The organism is Sorangium sp. KYC3313 (assembly GCF_052075895.1).
GTDB lineage: Bacteria > Myxococcota_A > Polyangia > Polyangiales > Polyangiaceae > Sorangium > Sorangium cellulosum_B.
Genome location: NZ_CP197255.1, coordinates 2,699,834 through 2,724,749, shown reverse-complemented (window position 1 = coordinate 2,724,749; position 24,916 = coordinate 2,699,834). Strand labels below are relative to the sequence as shown.

21 protein-coding genes are annotated in these 24,916 nt (G+C 69.9%); 18 read left to right on the top strand and 3 right to left on the bottom strand.

Translation table 11 applies throughout. The annotated features are described in order from the left end of the window. Positions 1 to 30: 30 nt before the first annotated feature. Positions 31 to 2,049 (bottom strand): SpoIVB peptidase S55 domain-containing protein, encoded by a 2,019-nt coding sequence (locus ACSRUE_RS10650; protein ID WP_441290905.1) that lies wholly within the window; start codon positions 2,047 to 2,049, stop codon positions 31 to 33. Between the two features lie 129 nt (positions 2,050 to 2,178). Here ACSRUE_RS10650 and ACSRUE_RS10645 point away from each other — a divergent pair, with 129 nt between their 5' ends. The 17 genes from ACSRUE_RS10645 (at position 2,179) to ACSRUE_RS10565 (ending at position 19,794) form a co-directional block, all read left to right on the top strand. Next, positions 2,179 to 2,421, top strand: coding sequence for a hypothetical protein (locus tag ACSRUE_RS10645; RefSeq protein ID WP_012240189.1), 243 nt, complete (start codon positions 2,179 to 2,181; stop codon positions 2,419 to 2,421). A gap of 10 nt (positions 2,422 to 2,431) precedes the next feature. Further along, positions 2,432 to 3,427 carry an aldo/keto reductase gene (locus ACSRUE_RS10640; protein WP_437763999.1) on the top strand — a complete coding sequence of 332 codons (996 nt, stop codon included), beginning with the start codon at positions 2,432 to 2,434 and terminating at the stop codon, positions 3,425 to 3,427. Further along, entirely contained in the window at positions 3,424 to 4,209 is a 786-nt protein-coding gene (locus ACSRUE_RS10635) for a phytanoyl-CoA dioxygenase family protein (protein ID WP_441290904.1), read from the top strand. The genes ACSRUE_RS10640 and ACSRUE_RS10635 overlap by 4 nt, the downstream gene beginning before the upstream one ends. A 607-nt stretch (positions 4,210 to 4,816) precedes the next feature. Beyond that, positions 4,817 to 5,248, top strand: coding sequence for a cytochrome c3 family protein (locus tag ACSRUE_RS10630; RefSeq protein ID WP_441290903.1), 432 nt, complete (start codon positions 4,817 to 4,819; stop codon positions 5,246 to 5,248). Further along, positions 5,245 to 8,244: a TAT-variant-translocated molybdopterin oxidoreductase gene (locus tag ACSRUE_RS10625; protein WP_441290902.1), complete on the top strand. Its 3,000-nt coding sequence runs from the start codon at positions 5,245 to 5,247 to the stop codon at positions 8,242 to 8,244. Before ACSRUE_RS10630 ends, ACSRUE_RS10625 begins: the two co-directional genes overlap by 4 nt. Next, positions 8,241 to 9,674 carry an NrfD/PsrC family molybdoenzyme membrane anchor subunit gene (nrfD, locus tag ACSRUE_RS10620; RefSeq protein ID WP_441290901.1) on the top strand — a complete coding sequence of 478 codons (1,434 nt, stop codon included), beginning with the start codon at positions 8,241 to 8,243 and terminating at the stop codon, positions 9,672 to 9,674. Before ACSRUE_RS10625 ends, nrfD begins: the two co-directional genes overlap by 4 nt. Further along, positions 9,664 to 10,431, top strand: coding sequence for a DUF3341 domain-containing protein (locus ACSRUE_RS10615; protein WP_441290900.1), 768 nt, complete (start codon positions 9,664 to 9,666; stop codon positions 10,429 to 10,431). The genes nrfD and ACSRUE_RS10615 overlap by 11 nt, the downstream gene beginning before the upstream one ends. Beyond that, entirely contained in the window at positions 10,428 to 11,033 is a 606-nt protein-coding gene (locus tag ACSRUE_RS10610; protein WP_437763993.1) for a c-type cytochrome, read from the top strand. Before ACSRUE_RS10615 ends, ACSRUE_RS10610 begins: the two co-directional genes overlap by 4 nt. Beyond that, the gene (locus tag ACSRUE_RS10605) at positions 11,030 to 12,235 is read left to right on the top strand and encodes a hypothetical protein (protein ID WP_441290899.1); all 1,206 of its coding nucleotides are present in this window, start codon (positions 11,030 to 11,032) and stop codon (positions 12,233 to 12,235) included. Before ACSRUE_RS10610 ends, ACSRUE_RS10605 begins: the two co-directional genes overlap by 4 nt. 10 nt (positions 12,236 to 12,245) lie before the next feature. Further along, positions 12,246 to 12,893: a hypothetical protein gene (locus ACSRUE_RS10600; RefSeq protein WP_441290898.1), complete on the top strand. Its 648-nt coding sequence runs from the start codon at positions 12,246 to 12,248 to the stop codon at positions 12,891 to 12,893. Then, positions 12,893 to 13,735 carry an SCO family protein gene (locus ACSRUE_RS10595; protein WP_441290897.1) on the top strand — a complete coding sequence of 281 codons (843 nt, stop codon included), beginning with the start codon at positions 12,893 to 12,895 and terminating at the stop codon, positions 13,733 to 13,735. Before ACSRUE_RS10600 ends, ACSRUE_RS10595 begins: the two co-directional genes overlap by 1 nt. A 30-nt stretch (positions 13,736 to 13,765) precedes the next feature. Further along, entirely contained in the window at positions 13,766 to 14,710 is a 945-nt protein-coding gene (coxB, locus tag ACSRUE_RS10590; protein WP_441290896.1) for a cytochrome c oxidase subunit II, read from the top strand. Positions 14,711 to 14,729: 19 nt separating this feature from the next. Further along, entirely contained in the window at positions 14,730 to 16,367 is a 1,638-nt protein-coding gene (ctaD, locus tag ACSRUE_RS10585) for a cytochrome c oxidase subunit I (RefSeq protein ID WP_441290895.1), read from the top strand. Continuing rightward, positions 16,364 to 17,050, top strand: coding sequence for a cytochrome c oxidase subunit 3 family protein (locus ACSRUE_RS10580; protein ID WP_441290894.1), 687 nt, complete (start codon positions 16,364 to 16,366; stop codon positions 17,048 to 17,050). The genes ctaD and ACSRUE_RS10580 overlap by 4 nt, the downstream gene beginning before the upstream one ends. 15 nt (positions 17,051 to 17,065) lie before the next feature. Next, on the top strand, positions 17,066 to 17,563 hold the full coding sequence (locus ACSRUE_RS10575) for a cytochrome C oxidase subunit IV family protein (protein ID WP_441290893.1): 498 nt from the start codon (positions 17,066 to 17,068) through the stop codon (positions 17,561 to 17,563). Between the two features lie 193 nt (positions 17,564 to 17,756). Beyond that, entirely contained in the window at positions 17,757 to 19,229 is a 1,473-nt protein-coding gene (locus ACSRUE_RS10570) for a sensor histidine kinase (protein ID WP_441290892.1), read from the top strand. Positions 19,230 to 19,236: 7 nt separating this feature from the next. Then, positions 19,237 to 19,794 (top strand): response regulator transcription factor, encoded by a 558-nt coding sequence (locus ACSRUE_RS10565; RefSeq protein ID WP_441290891.1) that lies wholly within the window; start codon positions 19,237 to 19,239, stop codon positions 19,792 to 19,794. On the opposite strand, the gene ACSRUE_RS10560 is transcribed toward ACSRUE_RS10565, so the two are convergent. Next, on the bottom strand, positions 19,791 to 20,987 hold the full coding sequence (locus tag ACSRUE_RS10560; protein WP_441290890.1) for a trans-sulfuration enzyme family protein: 1,197 nt from the start codon (positions 20,985 to 20,987) through the stop codon (positions 19,791 to 19,793). The genes ACSRUE_RS10565 and ACSRUE_RS10560 overlap by 4 nt on opposite strands. An 85-nt stretch (positions 20,988 to 21,072) precedes the next feature. Between ACSRUE_RS10560 and ACSRUE_RS10555 the strand changes: the two genes are divergently transcribed. Further along, positions 21,073 to 22,737 carry a nitrite/sulfite reductase gene (locus tag ACSRUE_RS10555; RefSeq protein WP_437763982.1) on the top strand — a complete coding sequence of 555 codons (1,665 nt, stop codon included), beginning with the start codon at positions 21,073 to 21,075 and terminating at the stop codon, positions 22,735 to 22,737. A gap of 27 nt (positions 22,738 to 22,764) precedes the next feature. On the opposite strand, the gene ACSRUE_RS10550 is transcribed toward ACSRUE_RS10555, so the two are convergent. Next, positions 22,765 to 24,825, bottom strand: coding sequence for an ATP-dependent helicase (locus ACSRUE_RS10550; protein ID WP_441290889.1), 2,061 nt, complete (start codon positions 24,823 to 24,825; stop codon positions 22,765 to 22,767). Positions 24,826 to 24,916 lie beyond the last annotated feature (91 nt).

Below are 24,916 nucleotides of genomic sequence, written 5' to 3'. Positions count from 1 at the left end.
GGGAGAGAGGGAGGCGGGAGACCGGCGGGCTCAGCGGAGGATAGGCCGGACCGTGACGCTCACGGAGTCTTTCCCGACCAGGAAGCGCTTGAGGCGCACCGGCACCTGCACCTGCGCGCCGAAGGTCTCGGGCGCGTCGGACGCGGAGGTCGGGCGCAGCGTGTCCATCGCGCCCGGGGGGAGCCGCGAGGCGACCTTGCCGCGGTACGCCGCGCCGTTCTCCCGGAGCCGGAACGTCGCGACGACGCTCTCCGCGTCGTGGGTCTGGCTCGGCAGCATCGCCACGAGCTCGGCGACGTTGTTCGGGGTCGCCATCGGGCGCTCCACCTCGTAGCCGGGCGCGAGATCGATGTCCACCCGGCCGCCGGCGAGCTCGCGCGGCACCGGCACCTCGATGACGCGCGACTCGATGGGGCCCTGATGAGGCTGGAGATCCAGGCGGATCCGCGCGGGCGCGCCTGCCTCGATCTCGGGCTCGAGCACCTTCGCGCCGCGCAGCAGCACGACCTCGCGGTCGAAGGTGACCTTCACGCGGGTGTCGACACGCTCGATCGAGACGTCCTCCCAGGGGTTGTTGAGCAGGGCCCCCATCGCCCGGACGAGCCGGCTGCGGACGAAATCGTCGCTGCTGAGCGGGGTGCCGTTGCCGGCGCCGAAGTCGACGAGCGAGATGGTGCCGTAGCGCCCGATCTTCACCTGGCTCACCGCCCGCCAGGTCATGTCGCGCCGCTCGGCCGTCGTCGCCTCGACGGCGTTGCCGACGGCCATCGAGACGAAGGCGGGCGCGAGGAACTGATCGTGCGCGACCTCGACGTTCCACGTCGGGTGCGGCGCGCCGTCCACGCCGTCGATCTGGACGCGCATCGGGAAGACCGGCGCCTTCGCCGAGCTGTCGACGACGATCGCGGCCTGCCGATCGTTCACCAGCGTGCCCAGGGGCCGCACCGCCTCGCCGATCTTGAAGCTCCGGTTCTGGCTCGCGAGGATCCAGTGGACCCGCGCGATCGCGGCGGGGAGGTTCGTGACGCCGCCGTTCATCATCGGGTGGCCGAACGCGACCAGCTTGTCGCCCGACACGCGCGTGACCGTGCCGATGCCCATCGCGGAGATGTCGCCGCGCACGAGCTCGACGCCGATCGCCCCCCCGTCGACGTACCTGGTCGGCGCGCCCGGCTCCGGGCTCGCGGACGAGCCGCCGCCGGCCTGCATCGGATCGAGCCCCATGGGGCCGAGCAGATCGCTCGCGATGCGCAGCGACGTCCCGCCGAGCCCGCCGAGCATCACCGGCGTCGAGGCGCGCGCGAGGCCCGTCGACTCGGGCGGGGCGAGCGACGGCGCGACGCGCGCGGCGATCTGGCTGGCGTGGCCGGCGAGGTCGTAGGCGTCGACGGCCCCCAGGAAGCCGCGGCTCCCGTGCAGGCGGGCCGGCGCGGCGGCGCGCGGCGGCGTCGCACCACCGGCGCGGCTCACCGGGGCGGGCAGCGGGCCGCCGACCTTCGGGGCGATCCCGCGCGGGAGCGGCCGCGCGAGCTCGTCGAGCATCGACTTGATCGGGGTGACGCCGGCGATCGCCTCCGCGCCGAAGAGCCAGCCGTACGCGTAGGCGCCGATCATCTTGCCGTTCAGGTAGATCGGGCTGCCGCTCATCCCCGCCACGGTGCGCGCGACCTCGAGGCGCGGGTGCTGCGTCTTGACGAGGACGAGGTCCTGGTTCGGCCGGAAATTGCGGAGCGTCGAGATGACCTCGACGTCGAACTTCTCGGGCGTGGTGCCGGAGAAGACGGTGAGGCCGTACCCCTTCATGCCCGGCTTCACCTCGGAGAGCGGCAACGTATCGGGCGGAGCGGAGATCGCTCGGGCCGCGCCGATGCCGACGCCGACGCTGCACGCCGCGCCGGCGAGCAGGCTCAGGGGGATGAGGCGGCCGTCGCGGTCGACGACGGCGCGGGCGGCGCGCGCGATCGCCCTCGCGCCGCGGGTCGCGAGCGGGGCGGCGCGCGCGAAGAGGAAGGAATCCGGACGAAACCACGGCATGTTGCGCAGAGGCACGGGCCAAGCTTAGCCCGGATTTGGTAGCGCGACAGAGCGGGGGCGCGGGCCGCGCCGGGAGGTCACCGCGCTGCCCAGGGTCGCCGTTTTCCAGAGGCGAGGCGCGCCGGCGACGCTAGGCTTCGCCCCGTGAAGGATATCGCGGCGACCGCGACGCTCGTCCTTTCGTTCGCCGCCTGGGTGACCACCCACGTCGCGCTGGCCGCGCGGCTCGCGCTCCGGAGCCAGCCGCGCTGGCGCGGGCTCGTCGCGCTGGTGGTGCCGCCGCTCGCGCCGATGTACGGCTTCCGGCTGGGGTGGCGGCGGACGAGCACCCTGTGGCTCGTATGGCTGATCGTGTACGTGCTCGCGCTCCTCGTCGCGCGGGCGTGAGGAGCAGGGCGTGGCGCCTGACGTGAAGGCAGACGACGTGAGGGCGGGAATGACGGCGAAGCGGCGGCCGGGCGCGCCGCCCGCGATCCTCGTCGGCACGATGAACTTCGGCGGCCGCACGCCGCCCGAGGAGGCCGAGCGCATCACCCTGCGCGCGCTCGAGCGAGGGATCACCGCGTTCGACACGGCCAACCTCTACCAGGACGGCGCGTCCGAGCGGATCCTCGGCCGGGCGCTCCGGGGCCGCCGGGCCGAGGCGCAGATCGCCACCAAGGTCGGCCTGCGCCGCGTCCGGGGCAGGCCCGAGGGCCTCGGGCGCGAGCGCGTGATCCGCGCCGTCGAGGAGAGCCTCGCGCGCCTCGGCACCGACCGCGTCGACGTCTGCTATCTCCACGCGCCGGACCCGGAGACGCCCGTCGAGGAGACGCTGTCGGCGATCGACGCCCTGCTCGAGCAGGGGAAGATCCTGCAGTACGGGGTCAGCAACTTCGCGTCGTGGCAGATCCTGGAGATCATCGCGCGCCGCGACGCCGTCGGGGCGCCGCGCCCCGCCGTCTCTCAGGTGCTCTACAACGCGCTGATCCGCCAGCTCGACGTCGAGTACGCCGCCTTCGCGCGGCGGTACGCGCTGGCCACCGCGGTGTACAACCCGCTCGCCGGCGGGCTCTTGACGGGGCGGCACGCGGGGCCGGAGGCGACGCAGGCGGGCTCGCGCTTCGAGCGCAACGGCCTCTACCAGCGCCGGTACTGGAGCAGGCGCATGTTCGAGCTCGCGGCCGGCTACGCCGCGGTGGCGGCGGACGAAGGAATGAGCCTGCTCTCGCTGTCGTACGCCTGGCTCGCGGGGCGGGACGTCGTCGACTCCATCCTGGTCGGCCCGGTCCGGGCAGAGCACCTCGACGCGGCGGCCGACGCCGTCGGGCGCCCGCTCTCGGAGGAGGCGGCGCGGCGCATGGACGCGCTCTACCGCGATCACCTGGGCACCGACGCGAGCTACGCGCGATGATCGATCTCCTGCTGCCCGGGGCCAGGGACCTCGATCTCGCGGGCCCCCTGACCGACTACGCCGCCCGCGGCCACGCCCGCCTCGGGCGCGTGATGACCGACGCGGGGCTCGCGGCGCTGCGCGCGCGCTCGGATGACCTGATGCTCGGGCGCGTCACGTACCCCGGGCTCTTCTTCCAGCACGACGCCGCGTCGGGCCGCTACGAGGATCTGCCGTACGGCAAGGGCTACCAGGGGCCGAGCACGTCGTACCGGAAGCTCGAGAAGCTCGAGAAGGACCCGCTGTTCCTCGCCTGGATCGAGAACCCGCTCTTCGAGAGGATCGCGCGCGCGCTCATCGACGGAGAGGTCTCCATCTACCGGGCCGTGCTCTTCAACAAGCCCGCGTCCGGAGGGACGCCGCTGCCCTGGCACCAGGACGGCGGCAGCTACTGGGGGCTCGATCGCGACCCCGAGCTGCAGATCTGGACCGCGCTCGACGACGCGCCCGCCGGCGGCGGCTGCGTGGAGGTGCTGGAAGGCAGCCACATCGACGGGCTCGCGACGCCGCTCGGCGGCGTCATTCCGGCCGACCGCGTACGCGCGGCCGACGCGGACGCCCGCAAGATCGCGCTGCCGGCGCGCGCGGGCGAGGCCCTGCTGATCCACAACTACCTCTGGCACTGCTCCGCCGTGAACCGGAGCGGCCAGCCGAGGCGAGCGTTCACCGTCTGCTACATGAACAGGGCGACCCGCTGCCTCCGGAAGAAGAAGGCCCCACGCACGTTCACGCCGGTGTTCTGAGCGCCCCCGGGCAGGCGGCCCCGGCGCGGCCGGCGGCCCCTCGCTCGCCAGCCCTCCCCTTTCCCCGGCTTCCCCCGGCTTCCCCGGAACGTTCCCCGGCCGGCGCCGGCGTTTCGAGAATTTTTCGATCCGGCGGCGCATCCAGTTCGTTCCCGTATCGTAAGGACGGATGCCTGCGCCCGCGGCAACCTGCCGCACCCCCGCGGCGACCTGCCGCGGCGTGGAGCCTCAATTACCCACAGCGGCAATCTGCCACGGTCACGCGGCACTTTGCCGTCTTGTCGCACCCCGCCAGCAAGCCATAACTGCGCCCGCGCGTCCTTCCGACGCCCACCACAACCCTATGGCTCGGTTCCTGTTCCCACGATGGGCCAACAAAGTGGTTCCGCTGGGGCTGCTCTTCGGAGTCCTGCCCCTCGGCACCGCTGTGATCGGCGGATTCTGGTACTACGGTACCAACAAACATCTCGAGGTCGGGTATCAGCCGGATCAACCGGTTGACTATTCCCACAAGCTGCACGCCGGCGACCTCGGCATCGACTGCCGCTACTGTCACAGCACAGTAGAGGTATCCAGCTTCGCCGCGGTTCCCCCCACCGAGACGTGCATGAACTGTCATGCCAAGGTGCGGCGGGACAGCGACAAGCTCCTCCTCGTGCAGGAGAGCTGGGCGACGGATCAACCCATCCCCTGGGTGCGCGTCCACAACCTTCCTGACTACGCCTATTTCGACCACTCGGCCCACCTGGCCGCAGGGGTCGGCTGCGTGAGCTGTCACGGCCGCGTGGACCAGATGCACAAGGTCCGGCAGGTCCAGCCGCTCTCGATGGGATGGTGCCTGGACTGCCACCGCGATCCGGGGCCCCACCTCCGCAATCCCGCGGACGTCACCAAGATGGATATGGCACCCGCGACGGCCGCCATGGCGGGCGCCGGCATCCCCGCGAGCCACGAGCCTTACAACGATCGCGTGCCAGCGGTCACTTCCTCCGGGCGGCAGGTGCAAGCGCCGCTTCACTGCTCGGGGTGCCACCGATGAGTAAACGAACTCCCCTCCCCCTCGCCCAGGACCTCTCTGGAAAGACCTACTGGCGCAGCTTGGACGAGCTCTCCGGCTCGCCCGACTTCGTCGACGCGCTCGGGCGCGAGTTCCCGCCGGCCGCGTTCGAGCCGCCGGAGGGCGTCGGGCGGCGCACGTTCCTGAGCCTCATGGGCGCGTCGCTCGCGCTCGGTGGCCTCGTGGGCTGCCGCCGGCCCGTCGAGCAGATCCTGCCGTACTCGCGGACGCCGGAGGAGGTCATCCCGGGCAAGCCGCTGTTCTTCGCGACGGCGCTGCCGATGATGGGCACGGCCTTCGGCGTCATCGTCGAGAGCCACGAGGGGCGGCCCACCAAGATCGAGGGCAACCCGAAGCACCCCGAGAGCCTCGGCGGCACCACCCTCTATACCCAGGCCGCGGTCCTCGACCTCTACGATCCCGATCGCAGCAAATCGCCGCGCGAGGGCGCGAACGAAAAGTCCTGGGACGACGCCGCGGCGTTCCTCCGCACCGAGGGCGACAAGCTCCGCGGCCGCGGCGGCAAGGGGCTCACGATCCTGACCGAGGCGCACCGGTCGCCGACGCTGGCCGCGCGCCTCGCCGATCTCCGCAAGACGCTGCCGGAGGCGCGCGTCGTCCGGTACGAGCCCTTCTCGCGCGACGCCGCGCGTGAGGGCGCGCGGCTCGCGTTCGGCAAGCCGCTCGAGACCACGCTCGACCTGACGAAGGCGCGCGTGATCGTCGCGCTCGACGCCGACCTGTTCGCCTCCGACGGCAGCCCGCTCAAGCAGGGGCGCGCGTTCGCGGCGGGCCGCGCGGTCGACAAGGACCCGAAGGCGATGAACCGGCTCTACGCCGTCGAGAGCGCCTTCACGATCACCGGCGCGGCCGCGGATCACCGGCTCCGCATCCAGAGCCGCAAGATCCCCGCCTTCGCCTTCGCCCTCGCGGCCGAGCTCGGCAAGCGCGGGGTCGCGCTCGACCCGCAGCTGCTCAACGCGCTCGAGGGCAAATCGGAGGGGCTCGACGCCAAGGCGACCCGGCACGTCGCCGCCATCGCCGCCGACCTCGCCGCCAACCGGGGCCAGGGCGCTGTCGTGGCCGGGCGCTCGCTGCCGAAGGAGGTCCACGGGCTCGTGCACCTCATCAACCTCGCGCTCGACAACACGGGCAAGGCGGTCCGGCTCGTCGCGCCCTTCGACGACGCGCGCGAGGGCCCCGAGGCGCTCGTCGAGCTCGCGCACTCCATCGAGAAGGGCGAGGTCGAGACGCTGATCATCCTGGGCGGCAACCCGGCCTTCGACGCGCCCGCGGACGCGCGCTTCGCCGACGCGCTCGCCAAGGTGCCCGCGAGCGTGCACGTCTCGACGCACGTCGACGAGACGAGCGAGCGCACCAAATGGCACCTGAACCGCGCCCACCCGCTGGAGTCGTGGAGCGACGTGCGGGCGGAGGACGGGACGGCCAGCGTCGCGCAGCCGCTCATCGCGCCGCTCTTCGGCGGCAGGACCGACGCCGAGGTCATCGAGCTCCTGCTCGGCGGCTCGCGGACGGCGTACGAGCTGGTGCGGGCGACCTGGCTGACCGCCGAGGGCGCGAAGCGCACCGAGGACGAGTTCCGCCGCGCGCTGCACGACGGGCTCATCGCGGGCAGTCAGTTCGCGGACGAGCAGGTGGCCGCCGCGGCGCAGGGCGCGATCGAGGCGCTGCGCGCGTTCGCGCCCGCCGTGGGCGAGGGCCTGGAGGTGACCTTCCGGCCCGACGTGCACGCGTGGGACGGCCGGTTCGCGAACAACGGGTGGCTCCAGGAGCTGCCCCACCCGATGACGAAGCTCACCTGGGGCAGCGCCGCGAACCTCTCGCCCTCGACGGCGGCGCGGCTCGGCCTGAAGGACGGCGACGTCGTGACGCTGACGGGCAGCGGCGCGTCGGTGCGGATCCCCGTCCTCGTCGCGCCGGGGCAGGCCGACGACTCGGTGGGCATCACCGTCGGCCAGGGGCGGCGCGCGCGGCTCCGGGTCGGCCATGGCGTCGGCGTCGACACGACCCCGCTGCGGAAGAGCGACGCCTTCGAGCTCGCCGGCGGCTTCTCGCTGGAGAAGACCGGCGAGGTCGTCGAGCTCGCGCGCACCCAGGAGCACTTCGTGATGGAGGGCCGCCCGCTCGCGCGGGAGGGGACGCTCGCCGAGTTCCAGAAGGACGCGGAGTTCGCCCAGAAGCAGGTCCACGTGCCGCCGCTCCTCAGCCTGTTCAAGGAGCCGAACCGGCGGCAGGGGCACGCCTGGGGCATGACCATCGACCTCAACGCCTGCCTCGGCTGCAACGCGTGCGTCGTCGCCTGCCAGGCCGAGAACAACATCCCGGTCGTCGGCGCCGACGGCGTGCGGCAGACCCGCGAGATGCACTGGCTCCGGATCGACCGCTACTTCCAGGGCACGGACCCGAACGAGCCGGAGAGCATCTCGCAGCCGCTCCCCTGCCAGCACTGCGAGAACGCGCCGTGCGAGCAGGTCTGCCCGGTCGCCGCCACGACGCACAGCCCCGAGGGGCTGAACGACATGGCGTACAACCGGTGCGTCGGCACGAAGTACTGCGCCAACAACTGCCCTTACAAGGTCCGCCGCTTCAACTTCCTCGAGTACGGCCAGCCGGACTCGGAGGAGCGGAAGATGCAGTTCAACCCCAACGTCACCGTTCGATCGCGGGGCGTCATGGAGAAGTGCACCTTCTGCGTGCAGCGGATCAACCACGCCAAGATCGACGCCAAGCGAGAGGGGCGGGAGCACATCAAGGACGGCGAGATCGTGACCGCGTGCCAGGGCGCTTGCCCGACGCAGGCCATCGTCTTCGGCGACCTCGACGACCCCAAGAGCCAGGTGGCCGCCACGTCCGCTAGCCCGCGCGGTTACAGATTGCTGGACGAGATCAACACCAAGCCGCGGGTCACCTACCTCGCCAAGATCCGCAACAAGAACCCGGAGCTCGCCGACGCATGAGCGCCACAGCACCCCTCCAGGTCGATCACCCCCGGCTCTCGGACCGCGCCGCCCTCTTGGACGAGGCGCCGCTCGTGCAGGGGAAGGACGACTTCCGCTCTCTCACCGACAAGATCTCGGGCATCGTCCTCAGCAAGCGCCCCCCCGGGTGGCTCGTCCTGCTGTGCCTTGCCATCAGCATCCTCTTCATCCTCGCCGGCTCGCTCGTTCACCTCGTCGGGACCGGTATCGGTATCTGGGGGCTGAACACCACGGTCAACTGGGCGTGGGACATCACCGGCTTCGTGTTCTGGGTCGGTATCGGCCACGCCGGCACGCTGATCAGCGCCATCCTCTTCCTCTTCCGCCAGAAGTGGAGGACGAGCATCAACCGCGCCGCGGAGGCGATGACGATCTTCGCGGTCGCGTGCGCCGCCATCTACCCGGTGGCCCACCTGGGCCGGATCTGGTTCGCCCACTGGCTGTTCCCGATCCCGAACCAGATGAGCCTCTGGCCGAACTTCAAGAGCCCGCTGCTCTGGGACGTGTTCGCCGTCTCGACGTACGCGACGGTCTCGACCCTCTTCTGGTTCGTCGGGCTCGTCCCTGATCTCGCCACGATGCGCGACCGGGCCACGACCCGGACGAAGCAGATCGTCTTCGGGATCCTCAGCCTCGGCTGGCGCGGCTCGCACCGCCACTGGCTCCACTACGAGAAGGCCTACCTGATCTTCGCCGGGCTCTCGACGCCGCTCGTGCTCAGCGTGCACACGATCGTGTCGTTCGACTTCGCCGTCTCGATCATCCCCGGCTGGCACACGACGATCTTCCCGCCGTACTTCGTCGCCGGCGCCATCTTCAGCGGGTTCGCGATGGTCGTCACGCTGATGGTCTTCGCGCGCAAGGCGTTCGGTCTCGAGGGGCTCATCACGATGCGGCACCTCGAGAACATGAACAAGGTCATCGTCGCGACCGGCACCATGGTCGGTTACGCGTACGGGATGGAGCTCTTCATCGCCTGGTACAGCGGCAACGGCTACGAGCAGTTCGCCTTCCGGAACCGCATCCTGGGCCCGTACGCCTGGGCCTACTGGACCATGGTGAGCTGCAACGTGATCTTCCCGCAGCTCTTCTGGTTCAAGAAGGTGCGCACCAGCATCCCGGCGATGTTCATCATCTCGATCCTGGTCAACATCGGGATGTGGTTCGAGCGCTTCGTCATCATCGTGACGAGCCTCCACCGCGACTTCCTCCCCTCGAGCTGGACCTACTTCCGCCCGACCATCTGGGACATCTCGACGTTCTTCGGTTCGTTCGGCCTCTTCTTCACGCTCTTCCTGCTGTTCGTCCGCTACCTGCCGATGGTCGCGATCAGCGAGGTGAAGGGGGTCACGGCGGCGGCCGATCCTCACGGCTCGCACAGCAACGACGAGGCTCATCATGCAGCGTAACAGCGATGCCCGACGCCAGAAGCGCTCCGGGAAGCCTGCCTCGGCCGAGGAGGCACGGGCGCTCAAGGACCCCGCGCGCGACAGCCAGCCCGACATCAAGCCGCAGGGCCACGTGCCCGAGGACGACGCGGAGTACGACGAGCCCCGCGAGAGCGGGCCGCACGGACAGGCCGCGCTCGCGATCGAGCGCAAGCTGGAGCGCAAGGCCGAGCAGGAGGCGGACGGGGAGTCGGCCCTGTTCGGGGTGATGGGCTACTTCACGACCCCGAAGGACATCTTCCACGCGTGCGAGGCGCTCCGGGACGCCGGGTACAGCCGCTTCGACGCGCACACGCCGTTCCCCGTGCACGGGCTGGAGAAGGCGATGGGGCTCAAGCCGTCTCCGCTGCCCTGGCTCGTGCTCGGCGGCGGGGCGGCGGGGCTCGCCAGCGCCATCGCGCTCGCCTGGTACACCCAGTACTACGACTATCCGCTCATCATCAGCGGCAAGCCGTCGTTCTCGTACCAGGCCTTCATCCCCATCTTCTTCGAGCTCACGGTCCTCGTCGCGGCGCTCACGTGCTTCTTCGGGCTCTTCGCGCTCGGGCGCCTGCCCACCTTGTTCCACCCCACCATGACGCACCCCTCGTTCCCGCGGGCGACCGACGACGCCTTCTTCATCAGCGTCGAGGCGAGCGACCCGAAGTTCGATTCCACGGAGACGCGCAACCTCCTCCAGCGCCTCGGCGCCCAGGGCATCAGGGAGGTCTCCTCGTGAAGCGCTGGTGCATTCCTCTCCTCGTCGTCCTGGCAGGTTGCCGCGGACAGGCGAGCAGCGATCCGCCGCTCCACATCTTCGGAGACATGGACTGGCAGCCCAAGTTCCAGCCGGAGGAGGGCACCCGCCTGTTCCCCGACGGGCGGGCGATGCGGCCGATCGTCGAAGGCACGGTGGCCCAGGGAGCGCTCGACGAGAGCGAGGCCTACCGCACCGGCAAGGACGGCGAGACGTTCCTCGCGTTCGCGCCCATCACCGTCGATGAGGCGGTGATCCGGCGCGGCCAGGATCGCTTCAACATCTACTGTGCGCCGTGCCACGACCAGAGCGGGAGCGGCCAGGGCATGGTGGTGAAGCGCGGGTACCCGCCCCCCATCGACCTCGCGTCCGACCGGGCCCTCGGCCTGCCCGACGGCGAGATCTTCAACGTCATCACGCACGGCGTGCGCAACATGCCGTCCTATCGGAAGCAGATCCCGGTCAAGGACCGGTGGGCGATCGTCACGTGGGTGCGCGTGCTGCAGCACAGCCAGCACGCGCGCGTCGACGACGTGCCCGAGGCCCAGCGGGGCAACATCGCGAAGGAGAGCGGAACTCCATGAAGTCCCACGGAAGTGCTCTGGCCGAGGACACGAAGGTCCTCGATCCGGCGGTCGCGAAGCGGCTCGTCTCGGGGAGCATGGTGCTGGCGATCGTCGGCGTGGCGCTCTCGGCGGCGGCGGCGGTCTCCGACGCGAAGCGCTTTGCGTTCTCGTACCTCACCGGCTTCACGTGGCTCGTGACGATCGGGCTCGGCGCGCTGTTCTTCGTGATCATCCAGCACCTGACCCGCGCGCGCTGGTCGGCGGCCGCGCGCCGCCACATGGAGTGGATGAGCGGCGTCCTGCCCGCCTGCATCGTGCTCTTCCTCCCGGTCGCGGTGCTCGCCCACGACATCTACCATCACTGGATGGGGCCCGACGCGGCGAACGATCATGTGCTCCACCAGAAGGCGCCCTACCTGAACCCGACCTTCTTCTACATCCGCGCGGCGGTGTTCCTCGCGGCGTGGGCGGGCCTCGCGCTCTGGTTCATCAAGACCTCCCGCGCGCAGGACAAGAGCGCCGATTTCCGGCCCACCGCGAGGATGCGCGCCGGGGCGGCCCCGGCCGTCATCGTCTTCGCCCTGACCATCTCGTTCGCGGCGTTCGACTGGCTGATGAGCATCGACCCGCACTGGTACTCGACGATCTTCGGCGTCTACGTGTTCGCCGGCGCGGCCACGAGCTCCCTCTCGGCGCTCGCGCTGATCACGATCGCGCTCCACAAGGCGGGGCTCCTGCGCAAGGTGAGCAACGTCGAGCGCCAGCACGACATCGGCAAGCTGCTCTTCGGCTTCACGATCTTCTGGGCCTACATCGCGTTCTCGCAGTTCATCCTGATCTGGTACGCGAACATCCCGGAGGAGACGATCTTCTACCACCACCGCTGGGAGGGCTCGTGGAAGGTCGTGAGCCTGGCCTTGCTGTTCGGGCACTTCGTCGTTCCGTTCCTCGTCCTCCTCTCGCGGCACGCGAAGCGGAGCCCGCTCGTGCTCGGCGCGTCTTCGGTGCTCCTCCTCGTGATGCACTACGTCGACCTCTACTGGCTCGTCATGCCGAACGTGGATCACCACGGCGCGCACCTGAGCTGGATCGATCTCGCCGGCTTGCTCGGCCCGCTGGGCGTCGGGGCCTGGATGCTCGCGCTCCAGGCGGCCAAGAGCCCGCTGTATCCCCTGAACGACCCTCACCTTGCCGAAGCGGCTCGGATCGACAACCCGTAAGGAGCCGGCCATGAGCGAAGCCACCGACAACACAGCGACCGATCACGCCGAGGCCCAGGCCGAGGTGGATCGACCGAACAACTCGCTCATCTTCGTGATCGTGATCGCCACGCTGCTCTCGATCGTGGCGACCGTGCTCTTCGTCAACGAGGTCTTCAAGGCGACGATGGAGCGGGAGATCTCGAGCAAGGTGCTGGAGCCGCCGAGCAGCGGGGTCCGCAGCCTGCGGGCCTGGGAGAAGGAGCGGCTCAGCCACTACCAGTGGGCTGACGAGAAGAAGGGCGTCGTCCGCATCCCGATCGATCAGGCCGTCGCGCTCACCCTGAAGGACTACCAGGAGAAGCGCGTGAGGACCGCGGCCGCCCCCGCCGCGACGACCGAGCCCGCGCAGCCCGCGGACGGCGCGGCGAAGCCCGACGAGGGCGCCGCCGCCGCCGGCGAGGCGCCGAAGGGCGAGGGCGCAGCGAAGCCGGGCGACAAGGACGCGGCGAAGCCCTCGGACGCCGCCAAGCCCGCCGAGGCGGCCACGCCCGCGAAGCCCGCCGAGGCGGCCAAGCCCGCCGACGCCGTGAAGCCCGCCAAGCCCGCCGACGCCGCCGCGCCTGCAGGCGCGGCGCCCAAGCCGGCGGCCCCGGCGACCCCCGCTCCGGAGCAGTGATGTCCCGCCCGCTGTCTGCCCTGCTCGCCGTTCTCGCGCTCGTGGTGGCCACGGTCACCCCGGCGCGGAGCGCGCGAGCCGCGGACACGACCATTCCGACGGAGCTCGCCGGCATCGACATCGAGGAGCGGCCGGGAGCTCTGCTTCCGCAGAAGCTCCGGCTCCGCGACCAGTCGGGGCAGGAGGTCGAGCTCGCCAGGTACGCGGCGGGCGACAAGCCCCTCGTCCTGGTGCTCGGCTATTTCGAGTGCCCGATGCTGTGCTCGCTGGTCCTGAACGGCGTGCTCCAGGCCATGAAGGAGAGCGCCTGGACAGCGGGCAAGGAGTACCGCGCCCTCGTCGTCAGCTTCGACCCCCGCGACACGCCCGAAGCAGCGCGCAAGAAGCGGGCGAACTACATCGAGGCGTACGGCAAGCCGGTCACCGGCGACGGCTTCGACTTCCTCGTCGGAGACGAGGCGTCGGTGCGCGCGCTCGCCGACGCGGTGGGCTTCCACTACCGGTGGGACGAGACGACCAAGCAGTACGCACACGCGGCGGGCGCGTTCGTCTTCACGCCCGACGGGCGCCTGTCGCGCACGCTGTACGGCATCTCCTTCCCGCAGAAGAACTTCGGCCTCGCGCTGCGCGAAGCGGGCAGCGGGCAGGTCGGGAGCGCCTGGGATCGGGTGCTCTTGTTCTGTTTCCATTACGATCCCAACGCCCGAGGGTACGTCCTGGCGACGAGGCGGCTGATGATGGCGTCCGGCGCCGTCACCGTCGTGCTCATCGGGCTCTGGCTCATTCGCTTCTGGCGGACTGAACGCTCCCGCACGAGGGAGCGCGTAAACGAGGCTTCCTAGATACAAGGTGGCGGAGCCACAACTATGGTGATGAAAAACCCGATCGAACTCGGCTCCTTCTGGCTGCCCCGCCAGGGCTCGACGCTCGCTGAGCACGTCGACGCCGGCTGGGCTGCGGCTTACTGGGTCTCCGTCGTCTTCTTCATCCTGGTGACGGGGGCGACGGTGCTCTTCGCCATCAAGTACAAGCGGCGCGGCGAGCACGACAAGACGAGCCCCATCGACCACAGCACGACGGTCGAGGTCGTGTGGACGCTGATCCCGCTCGCCATCGTGATCGCGCTCTTCTTCGTGGGCATGCGCGGCTACGTGCACGCCTCCGTCGCGCCGGCCGAGTCCTACGAGATCAACGTCACGGGCGAGATGTACATGTGGACGTTCACCTACCCCGACGGGACGACGACCGTGAACGAGCTCGCCGTGCCGCGGGGGCGCCCGGTGCGGCTCATCATGAGCTCGAAGGACATCCTCCACAGCTTCTACATCCCGGAGTTCCGCGTGAAGCAGGACGTGGTCCCGGGCTCGTACACGTCGCTGTGGTTCGAGGCGACAGAGACGCGGGAGACGGTGCTCCTGTGCACCGAGTACTGCGGCTCCGGTCACTCCGACATGCTGGCCACCGTCAAGGTGCTGGAGCAATCGGACTTCGAGAAGTGGCTCGAGGGCAACAACAACAGCGACCTGCCGCCCGAGGAGCTCGGCAAGCTGCTCTTCGCCAAGAGGAGCTGCGCGACCTGCCACTCGCTCGACGGCACGCGCATCCAGGGCCCGTCGCTCAAGGGGCTCTTCGGCCGCGAGGAGGAGCTCACGGACGGGGCCAAGGTCGTCGTGGACGAGAACTACTTCCGCGAGAGCCTGTTCAACCCCGGCGGCCAGGTCGTGCGCGGCTATCCGCCGGTGATGCCGTCGTTCAAGGGGCTCCTCAAGGACAAAGAAGTGGACGCGCTCATCGCTTATCTGAAGTCGGTGAAGTGAGCGCCGAGGAGAAGCAGTCATGTCGCAGACCGTAACAACCCTCGACGTCAATACGGCGCCCGACGCCGGCCACGGAGCGGACTACATCCGGGCCAAGAGCGGGATCATGTCGTGGCTCACCACGGTCGATCACAAGCGGATCGGCCTGATGTACCTCATCAGCACGTTCATCGCCTTCGCCATGGGCGGGGTGTTCGCGCTGGTCCTTCGGCTCGAGCTCCTGACGCCGAAGGAGACGATCATGGGCGCGAACACCTATAACCAGATGTTCACGCTCCACGGGGCCGTGATGACGTTCCTGTTCATCATCCCGAGCATCCCCGGCGCGCTCGGCAACTTCCTCCTGCCGATCATGATCGGCGCGAAGGACGTCGCCTTCCCCAAGCTGAACCTCCTCAGCCTGTACCTCTACTGGATCGGCGCCCTCTTCACGCTGTCGTCGCTCGTCACGGGCGGCATCGACACCGGCTGGACGTTCTACGTGCCGTACTCGAGCACGGTGACCACGACGTCGGTCCTGAGCGTCACGTTCGGCGTGTTCATCCTGGGCTTCTCCAGCGTGCTCACGGGGCTGAACTTCATCGTCACGATGCACAAGCTCCGGGCGCCCGGGATGGGCTGGTACAAGATGCCGCTCATGCTCTGGGCGATCTACGCGACGAGCATCGTCCAGATCCTCGCCACGCCGGTCCTCGGCATCACGCTCCTCCTGCTCATCGCGGAGCGCGCGTTCCACATCGGCATCTTCGACCCGGCGCTCGGCGGCGACCCGGTGCTCTACCAGCACTTCTTCTGGTTCTACAGCCACCCGGCCGTCTACATCATGATCCTGCCGGGCATGGGCATCATCAGCGAGCTCATCTCGGTCCACGCGCGGCGCAGGATCTTCGGCTACAAGGCGATCGCGTTCTCCAGCATCGCCATCGCCCTGGTCGGCTTCCTCGTGTGGGGCCACCACATGTTCACCTCGGGCCAGAGCGAGTTCGCGGCGATCATGTTCTCGTTCCTGACCTTCCTCGTCGCCATCCCCAGCGGGGTGAAGGTCTTCAACTGGACCGCCACGCTCTGGCGCGGCTCGATCAGCTTCAACGCGCCGATGCTCTACGCGCTGTCGTTCCTCATCCTCTTCTCGATCGGCGGGCTCACCGGCATCTTCCTCGGGATGCTCAGCGTCGACCTGCACCTGCACGACACGTACTTCGTGGTCGCGCACTTCCACTACGTGATGGTGGGCGGCACCGTCATCGCCTTCATGGGCGGGCTCCACCACTGGTGGCCCAAGATCACGGGGAAGATGTACTCGGAGAAGCTCGCCGCCGTCGCCTGCGCGCTCATCTTCGTCGGCTTCAACGTGACGTTCTTCTCGCAGTTCGTCCTCGGTAGCCGCGGGATGCCGCGCCGCTACTACAACTACCTGGACCAGTTCCAGCCGCTGCACGCCTTCTCGACCGTGGGCTCGTGGATCCTGGGCCTCGGCTTCCTCGTGATGCTCATCTGCTTCATCAAGTCGCTGCGCTCCGGCGCTCCGGCGCCGGCGAACCCCTGGGGCGGGCTCAGCCTCGAATGGACCACCGCCTCCCCGCCCATCACCGAGAACTTCGTCCGCACCCCGGTCGTGACCAAGGGCGCCTACGACTTCAACACGGAGAACGCATGAGCGCGCACGCCGAGGCCGCCGACCGGCCGAACAAGGCAGGCTCGGCCCTGTCTGCCGACTTCCACGTCGCCCATCATTTCGACTCCGCCGACACGCAGTTCGACGCCGGCAGGATGGGCATCTGGCTCTTCCTGGTCACGGAGATCCTGCTCTTCGGCGGGCTGTTCTGCGCGTTCGCCATCTTCCGGGGCTGGTTCTTCGACTCGTTCGTGGAAGCCCACCATCACCTCGACAAGGTGATGGGCGGCATCAACACGATCGTGCTCATCTGTTCCAGCCTGACGATGGCGCTCGCCGTCCGGTCTGCGCAGAGGAGCGACCAGAAGACCACCACCCGGCTGCTCGTGGTGACCCTGCTCTGCGCGGCCGTGTTCCTTGTGATCAAGTACTTCGAGTACCAGCACAAGTTCCACGACGGCCTCCTGCCCGGGAAGTACTTCACCGCCCAGGGCTTCACCACGGCCCACGCGGGGACGTTCTTCGCCATCTACTTCATGATGACGGGCATCCACGGGCTGCACGTCGTCATCGGGATGGGGCTCATCACCTGGATCCTCATCCGCAACCTGCGCGGTGAGTTCTCGAGCCGTTACTACTCGCCGGTCGAAGGGGTGGGGCTGTACTGGCACCTCGTCGACCTCATCTGGATCTATCTCTTCCCCCTGCTCTACCTGGTGGGCTGAGGCCGAGAGGACAGCATGTCGACACACGCAGAAGCAGCCGGCGCGCACGGGCACGGGCACGGCCACGGTCACGGCGCAGACCACGTGCCTCACGTCCTGCCGCTCAAGGTCTACATCGCCACGTGGCTCGCGCTGCTCGTGCTCACGGTCGTCACCGTGGGCGCGAGCTACGTCGACCTCGGCGCGGCCAACCTGGCGATCGCGATCCTCATCGCGACGACGAAGGCGGGCGTCGTGGCGCTCATCTTCATGCACCTCAAGTGGGACCATAAGTTCCACACCCTGATCTTCGCGTCGTCGCTCATCTTCCTGGCGATCTTCATCGGCTTCACCATGTTCGACACGGCCAACCGCGGCCGGGCCGAGGGGATCGAGGCCGAGCGGCCGGCGGACATCAAGGCGCCGTTCGACGGCAAGCGCGCCGCCGACGACTGGAGGATGAAGCGGGCACAGAAGGCGCCGCCGCCGCCCGCGCACGGCGCGCACGGCAACGGAGCCGAAGAGGCCAAGTGACCGGCCCGGGGCCGAGCGCCCCGCCGGCGCGAGGCCGAACGTAACCCAGACAACAATTCCAAGTCGCTGTATTCGCTGGGGTTTTTCCTGACACCCCCCGGATGTGGGCCCGGGCGCACCTCGCGCGTGCTCGCGGCTTTCGTGCGCGGTACAAGGGAGCGCATGCAAGGCCACGTCGGAAGGCTGCTCCGGGATGGACGCCGGACGCCTCGACCGCGCCCTGGAAAGCCCCCCTGCCCGCGCGCGGATGCACTCCTCCTTCCAGCCATGGTCGCTTGACGCAGGGCACGACCCCGCCAAGAGCAGCGCGCCCCCTGCGGCGCGCCGGCGGCTCGCGATCCTGCTCTCCGGGCCGAAGCCCCCGTCCTGGGACACCGCCGACAGGTGGCTGATCCAGCTGCGGTGGGGGGCGATCGCGGGGATGATCGCGACCACGGTCGCGGGCAGGAAGCTCGTCCCCGACCTCGGGCTCGCTCCGCTGATCGTCGGCATCGCCGCGATCGCGGCGGCCAACGTCGCCTGGACCTTCCGGGTCCGGCGCGCGCGCCGGCCGGACGGGGGCGAGCCCTCGGCGCGCGAGCCCGCGCAGGATCACGCGCGGGCCCAGCTCGTCGGCGACGTGATCGCCAACGCCTGGATGCTCTGGTTCTCGGGCGGGCTGGCGAACCCCTTCGCCGTCTTCCTCGCCTTCCACATCGCCCTCTCCGGCCTCCTCTGCCCGCGGCGCACGACCGTGCTCGTGGGCTTGTTGACGCTGGCCGCCATCGCCGTGCTCACGTACGCGACGCCGCTGCCGCTCGACGCGGCGCCGCTCGGCGGCGAGCGCATCCGGCGGCTCGGCGACCTCGTGTCGCTCACGTCGCTGACGCTGTTCCTCGGCTTCTTCGTCGTCGTCTACGCGCACAGGCTCGAGGAGCTCCGGCAGCAGAGCCAGCGGAACGAGCGGCTGGCGATGCTCGGGCGCATGGTCGGCGGGATGTCGCACGAGCTCAGCACGCCGCTCGCGACGATCCTCCTCGCGAGCAAGGACCTCGTCGACGTGGCCCGCGAGACGGGCTCCGAGGACGCGGCGCGCATGGCCGAGACCGTGGCCGGCGAGGCGCGGCGCGCGAGCGACATCATCGGGCTGATGCGCGGCCAGATCCGGCTCGATCAGCGGATGGAGCCGCTGGAGCTCACCCGCTTCGTGCGCGACCTGGCGAAGGTCGAGCTCGCGCGGCTCGGCTACCGCGGCGCGCTCGCGTTCGACACGCCGCGGCCGGTGCAGGCGGACGTGCTGCGGCCGGCGCTCTGCCAGGTGCTCGTCAACCTGCTCGCCAACGCCGCCGAGGCGACGGCCGACTCGGCCGAGCAGCGGATCGAGGTGAGCGTCGTCGAGCGCGGCGACGTCTGCGAGATCGCGGTCTCCGACAGCGGGCCGGGGCTCAACCCCGACATCGCCGGGCGGCTCGGGGAGCCGTTCCAGACGACGAAGATGGAGCAGGGAGGCATGGGGCTCGGGCTCTACATCAGCTCGATGATGGCCTCCCGCATGAACGCGGTGCTGCGCATGGAGAGCGTCGAGACCGGCGGCGCGAAGGCGACCTTGCGCCTCCGCCTCGACGGGAGCACGGACCCCATGGACGCGGATCTCCCCGGCGCGCTGAAGCGCTCCGGGGCCGCCTGAGGTGAAGATGACGCGACGGATCGAGACGGCGCTCCTCGTGGACGACGACGACGCGTTCCGCACCACCCTGCAGGGCGCGCTGCGCCGCCGCGGGGTCGTGGCGAGGACGGCGGCGACGATCGACGAGGGGCTCGTGGCGCTCGAGTACGAGCCAGTGGACCTCGTGGTCATCGACTACCGCATGCCGCGCGGCGACGGGCTCAGCGCGCTCGCCCAGTACCGCAAGCTGCAGCCCGAGGCGGCGATCGTGATGCTGACCGGGTTCGGGGACATCCCGCTCGCGGTGGCGGCGATGCGCGAGGGCGCCGACACGCTGCTCAGCAAGCCCGTCGACGCGGACAAGCTGCTGCGCGAGGCCGCGAGCCTCCGGGATCGCCAGCGGCCCCCGCCCTCGGCCTCGACGGCGCCGACGCCGCCGCCGGGGAGCCTGAAGCTCGACGATCTCGAGCGCGAGGCGATCCGCGCCGCGCTCCGGGAGTCGGGCGGCGTGGTGGCCACCGCGGCGAAGCTGCTCGGGATCGACCGGCGGACGCTGCAGCGGAAGCTGAAGAAGCTCGGGGGCTAGGCCCCGCCGAGCGCGTCGAGCGCGCCAAGGACGTCCCTCACGACGTCCTCGGTCTCCTCGATGCCGACCGACAGGCGGATCAGCGCGGGGGAGATGCCGATCGCCGCGAGCTGCTCGTCACTCAGCTCGTGGAAGCTCATGATGCAGGGCTGCTCGATGAGCGTCTCCACGCCGCCGAAGCTCGGGGCGATCGCGGCGATGCGCGTGCCGTCCACGACGCGCGACGCCGCCTCTCGCCCGCCGCGCACGGTGAAGCTCACGACGCCGCCGAAGCCGCGCATCTGCTCGGCCGCGACCTTGTGATCCGGGTGCGACGGGAGCCCCGGGTAGAACACCCGCTCCACCGCGGGGTGCGCCTCGAGCGCGCGCGCCACGGCGAGCCCGGTCGCGTTCTGCCGCTCGACGCGGAGCGCGAGCGTCTTCATCCCGCGCCCGATCAGCGCCGCGGCGTGGGGATCCATGATGCTCCCGAGGACGCTCCGCATGTCGCGGATCAGCGAGATCAGCGCGCTCGATCCGGAGACCGCGCCGCCCAGGACGTCGTTGTGGCCGGACAGGTACTTGCTGGCGCTGTGGACCACGAGGTCGATGCCACGGCCGATCGGGTCGGAGTTGAAGGGGGTCGCGAACGTCGCGTCGACGACCGTCTTCACCCGCGCCTTCTTGCAGATCTCGGCGAAGCGGGACAGGTCGATACAGTGGAGGTAAGGGTTCGTCGGCGACTCGCTGAGCGCGAAGCGGGTGCGCGGCCGGATGGCCGCCTCGAGCTGATCGAACGCGCCCGGGTCGATCAGCGTGTGCTCGACGCCGAGCCGCGAGAGCACGTTGATCACGAACTGCCGCGTGCGGCGGTACACGTCGCGGAACAGGATGACGTGGTCGCCCGCCTTGAGGAGCGCGAACGCCGTGGTCGTCACCGCCGCCATCCCGCTCGCGAAGAGCAGGGCGTCCTCCGCGCGGTCGAGCGCGGCGATGCGCTGCTCGACCTCGCGCACGGTGGGGTTGCCGTAACGGCCGTACTCCTGGCGCTCGGGATCCGCGTCGCCTCCGGCGAAATAGCGCTCGAGGTCCGCCGTGTTCGCAAAGGTGTAGGTCGCCGTTTGCGCGATCGCAGGCGCGAGGGTGTGGGAGGGGCGCTGGCGGAGCACGCCCGCGTGCACGGCGTCGGTCGAGTTCGGCAGAGCGGTCTTCATGGTGCTGGGGGCTGGATACCTCGTGGAACCGGCGGTGATAATTGTCGCACTTGACGCGTCGGAAATATAGGGAATACCATCGGTTATGTCGCAACGAGTCGAGCGCCTTGCGGCGGCCATCGACGTACACGCCGAGAACGTCGCCAAATTCAAACGTGGTGAGCTGACCCCCGACCAGTTCCGTCCTCTACGGCTGGCCATGGGTGTCTATGCGCAGCTCGCGCACGTGAAGCACATGCAGCGGATCAAGATTCCTGGAGGACAGCTCACGGCTGCGCAGCTGGAAGCCCTCGCGGAAGTCACGGAGCGGTGGGGGCGCGGGCTAGCGCACGTCACGACCCGCCAGGACATCCAGCTCCACTACCTGGAGATCGAGGAGACGATCGACCTGCAACACGTGCTCGCGCGCGCGGGGGTGACGACGGTCGGCGCGTGCGCGGACACGCTGCGCAACATCACCGCGTCCCACCTCGCTGGCGTGGTCGAGGACGAGGTGTTCGACGTGACGCCTTATGCGCTCGCGGTCACCGAGCATTTCCTCTTCCACGAGCACAACCGGCGGCTACCGCGGAAGTTCAAGGTGGCCTTCTCGGGGAGCGCGCGCGATCACGCGCAGATCATGATCAACGACGTCGGTCTGCTCGCGAAGATCGGCGACCGCGGGCGCGGCTTCACGGTCTACGTGGCCGGCTCGCTCGGCTCGACGCCCGAGATCGCGCACCTCTGGAAGGAGTTCATCCCGGAGTCCGATCTGCTGCCGATGTGCGAGGCCGTGGTGAGCGTGTTCCACCGCGACGGAGAGCGGAAGAACCGGAAGAAGGCGCGCCTCAAGTTCCTGCTGCGCAAGATCGGCGAGGCCGAGTTCCTGCGCAGGCTCGACGAGGAGTTCGCTCGCATCAAGGCGGAGCGCGGCGATGCGCTCGCGGCCGAGCTGGCGGAGCAGGTGGCCGGGTACCGGGAGAACGCTCCGCCCCCGCTCACGCCGCTGCGGGAGACGCTCGGCGACGGCGCGTTCGCGCGCTGGAAGCGGACCAACACGATCGCGCAGAAGCAGACCGGCTACCGGGTGGCGACGGTCAAGCTGCCGCTCGGCGACATCACGAGCGAGCAGCTGAGGCGCCTGGCCGACCTCTCGCGGCGCTACAGCAACGGCGAGGTGCGGGCGACGAACACCCAGAACTTCGTGCTGCGCTGGGTGCCGGAGGGGCAGCTGCTCAACCTGCACCGCGAGCTCTCGCAGATCGGCCTCGCCGAGGCGGACTCGGGGCACATCACCGACGTGGTGACCTGCCCGGGCGGCGATTACTGCACGCTCGCCATCACGAAGAGCATGGAGGTCGGCGCGCGCATCCGGGATCACCTGGTGCCGAACGGCAGCCGCCAGGAGGCCGACGACTTCGTCAGCACGCTCGGCGAGTTCGACATCAAGATCTCGGGGTGCCCGAACTCGTGCGGTCAGCACCACGTCGCGGACATCGGGATGACGGGCCTGATGGTGAAGGGCAAGGACGGCGTCGAGCGCCCGCACTACTCGCTCCGCGTGGGCGGCGGCTGCGGCCCGAACGCCCGCATCGGCGAGCGCCTCGACGGCCGCATCCCCGAGGAGGAGACGCCCAAGGTCATCGCCGCGATCGCGCGCTTCTACATGGCCGGCCGCGCCGAGGGCGAGAGCTTCCGCGACTTCGTCACGCGCAAGGGCGTGCAGGAGATCACCCGCGCCGGCTTCGCGGCCGCCGAGGGCGCCCTCTGACCGAGCCCCCGCCGTCCCGCGCCGCGCTCAGGTGCGACGGCGCGGGATGAGGGGGGGATCTCCGGCGAACGGGTTCATCGACAGCGCGGCCAGCACGCCGGCCGCGCCCGCCTTCACCTTCTCCATCCCCGGGGCGACCGGCGCGAGCTCCTCGCGCTCCTCGAGGAGCTCGGGGGGGATCTCGAGCATGAACCGGCTCGGCGTCCTCGGCACCATCTTGCCGCGCGAGCCGCGGTGCTTCGCCCGCGTGAGGTAGAGCCGATCGCGGGCCCGCGTGACCGCGACGTAGAAGAGCCGCCGCTCCTCCTCGATGCTGTGGCCGCCCGTGTCGCCGCCCTCCGCGCCGCTCGGCGCGGCGTCCGTGGCGCGCTCGTCGAGGCTGCGCTGGTGAGGCATCAGCCCCTCCTCCAGGCCGATCACGAACACGTACGGGAACTCGAGCCCCTTCGCGCCGTGCATCGTGGTGAGCGTCACCCGATCGGTGGCCTCCTCTTCCTCCGAGTCCTGCCGCAGGGCGAGCAGCCGCAGGAACTCGGCGAAGCTCGCGCGGTCCCCCTTCCCCTTCTCGTCGCGGCGCGCGAAGACGTTGAGCAGGCCCTCGATGTTGCCCCAGCGGCGCGCCGCGGCGTTGGCCGTGGACGAGCCGGCCATGATGTCTTCCTTGAAGCCGGCGTCGGCGAGGAGCGCGCGGGCGACCTCCGCGGAGGGCTCGCCGCGCTCGAACCGCGCGCGCGTGGCCTCGATGATCCGGAGCAGCTGGCGGCAGCCCTCGATCGCGGCGGCGGTCAGCTCGTGGACGGCGTGCGGCCGCGACACCGCCGTCCAGAGCGACGCGTCGTGCGCCGTCGCGTAGGCGCCGAGCTTGGCCACCGCGACGTCGCCGATGCCCCGCGCCGGGTAGTTCAGGATGCGCCGCAGGCACATCTCGTCGCCCGGGTTGAGCGCGACGCGGAGGTAGGCGATGAGGTCCTTGACCTCCTTGCGCTCGAAGAACTGCTGGCCGCCGATCATCCGGATCGGGATCTGCCGCTCCTTGAGGGCCGACTCGATCGCGGCCGCCTGGAGGTTCGAGCGGTACAGCACGGCGATGTCCTTCGGCCGCGCGGCCTCCCGCTCCAGGAGGCGCTGCGCCTCCGTGGCCACGAAGCTCGCCTCGACGTCGGGGTCCACGCAGATGATGGACCGCACCTTGTCGCCCTCCACCCGGGTGGCGATGAGCGACTTCTTGTGCCGCCGGGCGCCGGACTTGGCGAGCACCGCGTTCGCGACGTCGAGGATCGGCTTGCGGGAGCGGTAGTTGTGCTCGAGCTTGACGACCTTCGCGCCCGAGAAGTGCTCCTCGAAATCGAGGATGTTGCGCACGTCGGCGCCGCGCCAGGCGTAGATCGACTGGTCGTCGTCGCCGACGACCACCACGTTGCGGTGCTCGCCGCAGAGCAGGCGCAGGAGCTCCAGCTGGGCGCGGTTCGTGTCCTGGTACTCGTCGACGATCACGAAGCGGTAGCGCATCCGCCAGCGCTCGAGGACGTCGGCGCGCGCCTGCCAGAGGCGGACCACCTCGCAGATGAGATCGTCGAAGTCGAACGCCTGGAACGAGCGCAGCGCCGCCATGTAGCGCGGGTACACGAGCATCGAGATCTCGTCGTACTCGTCGATGCCCTTGCCCTGCCGCTGCGCCTCGGCCCAGGTCTCGGCGTCGAGGAACGCGTTCTTGGCGTTCGAGATGCGCGAGAGGATCGCGCTGACGTCGTAGCTCTTGCCGGCGCGGAGCTCGCGGAGGATCTCGCGGATGACCCCCAGGGCGTCGGACTGGTCGAAGATGGCGAAGGAGCCGCCGCGCAGGCCGAGGGCGCGGGTCTCCGCGCCGAGGACGTCGAGCCCGAAGCGGTGGAAGGTGCAGACCTTGAGCTCGCGCGCGACCTTGGAGCCGACGAGCTTGCCGACGCGCTCGTGCATCTCGGCGGCGGCCTTGTTGGTGAAGGTCATCGCCAACATGGAGCGCGCCGGGATGCCGCGATCGAGAAGGCGGGCGATCCGCGTGGTCACCACCCGGGTCTTGCCGGAGCCTGCGCCGGCGAGCACCAGCATTGGCCCGAGCTCGTGCTCGACGGCCGCACGTTGAGACGGGTTCAATAAGTCCGACACCGTGCCGTGGCCTAGCCCGGCGCGCGGCGGAGCG

Bases quoted from the DNA above. Each gene is read 5' to 3' on its own strand.
- ACSRUE_RS10635 (WP_441290904.1), top strand. From the start codon at position 3,424: ATGATCGATCTCCTGCTGCCCGGGGCCAGGGACCTCGATCTCGCGGGC.
- ACSRUE_RS10630 (WP_441290903.1), top strand. From the start codon at position 4,817: ATGAACTGTCATGCCAAGGTGCGGCGGGACAGCGACAAGCTCCTCCTC.
- ACSRUE_RS10625 (WP_441290902.1), top strand. From the start codon at position 5,245: ATGAGTAAACGAACTCCCCTCCCCCTCGCCCAGGACCTCTCTGGAAAG.
- nrfD (WP_441290901.1), top strand. From the start codon at position 8,241: ATGAGCGCCACAGCACCCCTCCAGGTCGATCACCCCCGGCTCTCGGAC.
- ACSRUE_RS10615 (WP_441290900.1), top strand. From the start codon at position 9,664: ATGCAGCGTAACAGCGATGCCCGACGCCAGAAGCGCTCCGGGAAGCCT.
- ACSRUE_RS10605 (WP_441290899.1), top strand. From the start codon at position 11,030: ATGAAGTCCCACGGAAGTGCTCTGGCCGAGGACACGAAGGTCCTCGAT.
- ACSRUE_RS10600 (WP_441290898.1), top strand. From the start codon at position 12,246: ATGAGCGAAGCCACCGACAACACAGCGACCGATCACGCCGAGGCCCAG.
- ACSRUE_RS10595 (WP_441290897.1), top strand. From the start codon at position 12,893: ATGTCCCGCCCGCTGTCTGCCCTGCTCGCCGTTCTCGCGCTCGTGGTG.
- coxB (WP_441290896.1), top strand. From the start codon at position 13,766: ATGAAAAACCCGATCGAACTCGGCTCCTTCTGGCTGCCCCGCCAGGGC.
- ctaD (WP_441290895.1), top strand. From the start codon at position 14,730: ATGTCGCAGACCGTAACAACCCTCGACGTCAATACGGCGCCCGACGCC.
- ACSRUE_RS10580 (WP_441290894.1), top strand. From the start codon at position 16,364: ATGAGCGCGCACGCCGAGGCCGCCGACCGGCCGAACAAGGCAGGCTCG.
- ACSRUE_RS10575 (WP_441290893.1), top strand. From the start codon at position 17,066: ATGTCGACACACGCAGAAGCAGCCGGCGCGCACGGGCACGGGCACGGC.
- ACSRUE_RS10570 (WP_441290892.1), top strand. From the start codon at position 17,757: ATGGACGCCGGACGCCTCGACCGCGCCCTGGAAAGCCCCCCTGCCCGC.
- ACSRUE_RS10565 (WP_441290891.1), top strand. From the start codon at position 19,237: ATGACGCGACGGATCGAGACGGCGCTCCTCGTGGACGACGACGACGCG.
- ACSRUE_RS10560 (WP_441290890.1), bottom strand. From the start codon at position 20,987: ATGAAGACCGCTCTGCCGAACTCGACCGACGCCGTGCACGCGGGCGTG.
- ACSRUE_RS10555 (WP_437763982.1), top strand. From the start codon at position 21,073: ATGTCGCAACGAGTCGAGCGCCTTGCGGCGGCCATCGACGTACACGCC.
- ACSRUE_RS10550 (WP_441290889.1), bottom strand. From the start codon at position 24,825: ATGCTGGTGCTCGCCGGCGCAGGCTCCGGCAAGACCCGGGTGGTGACC.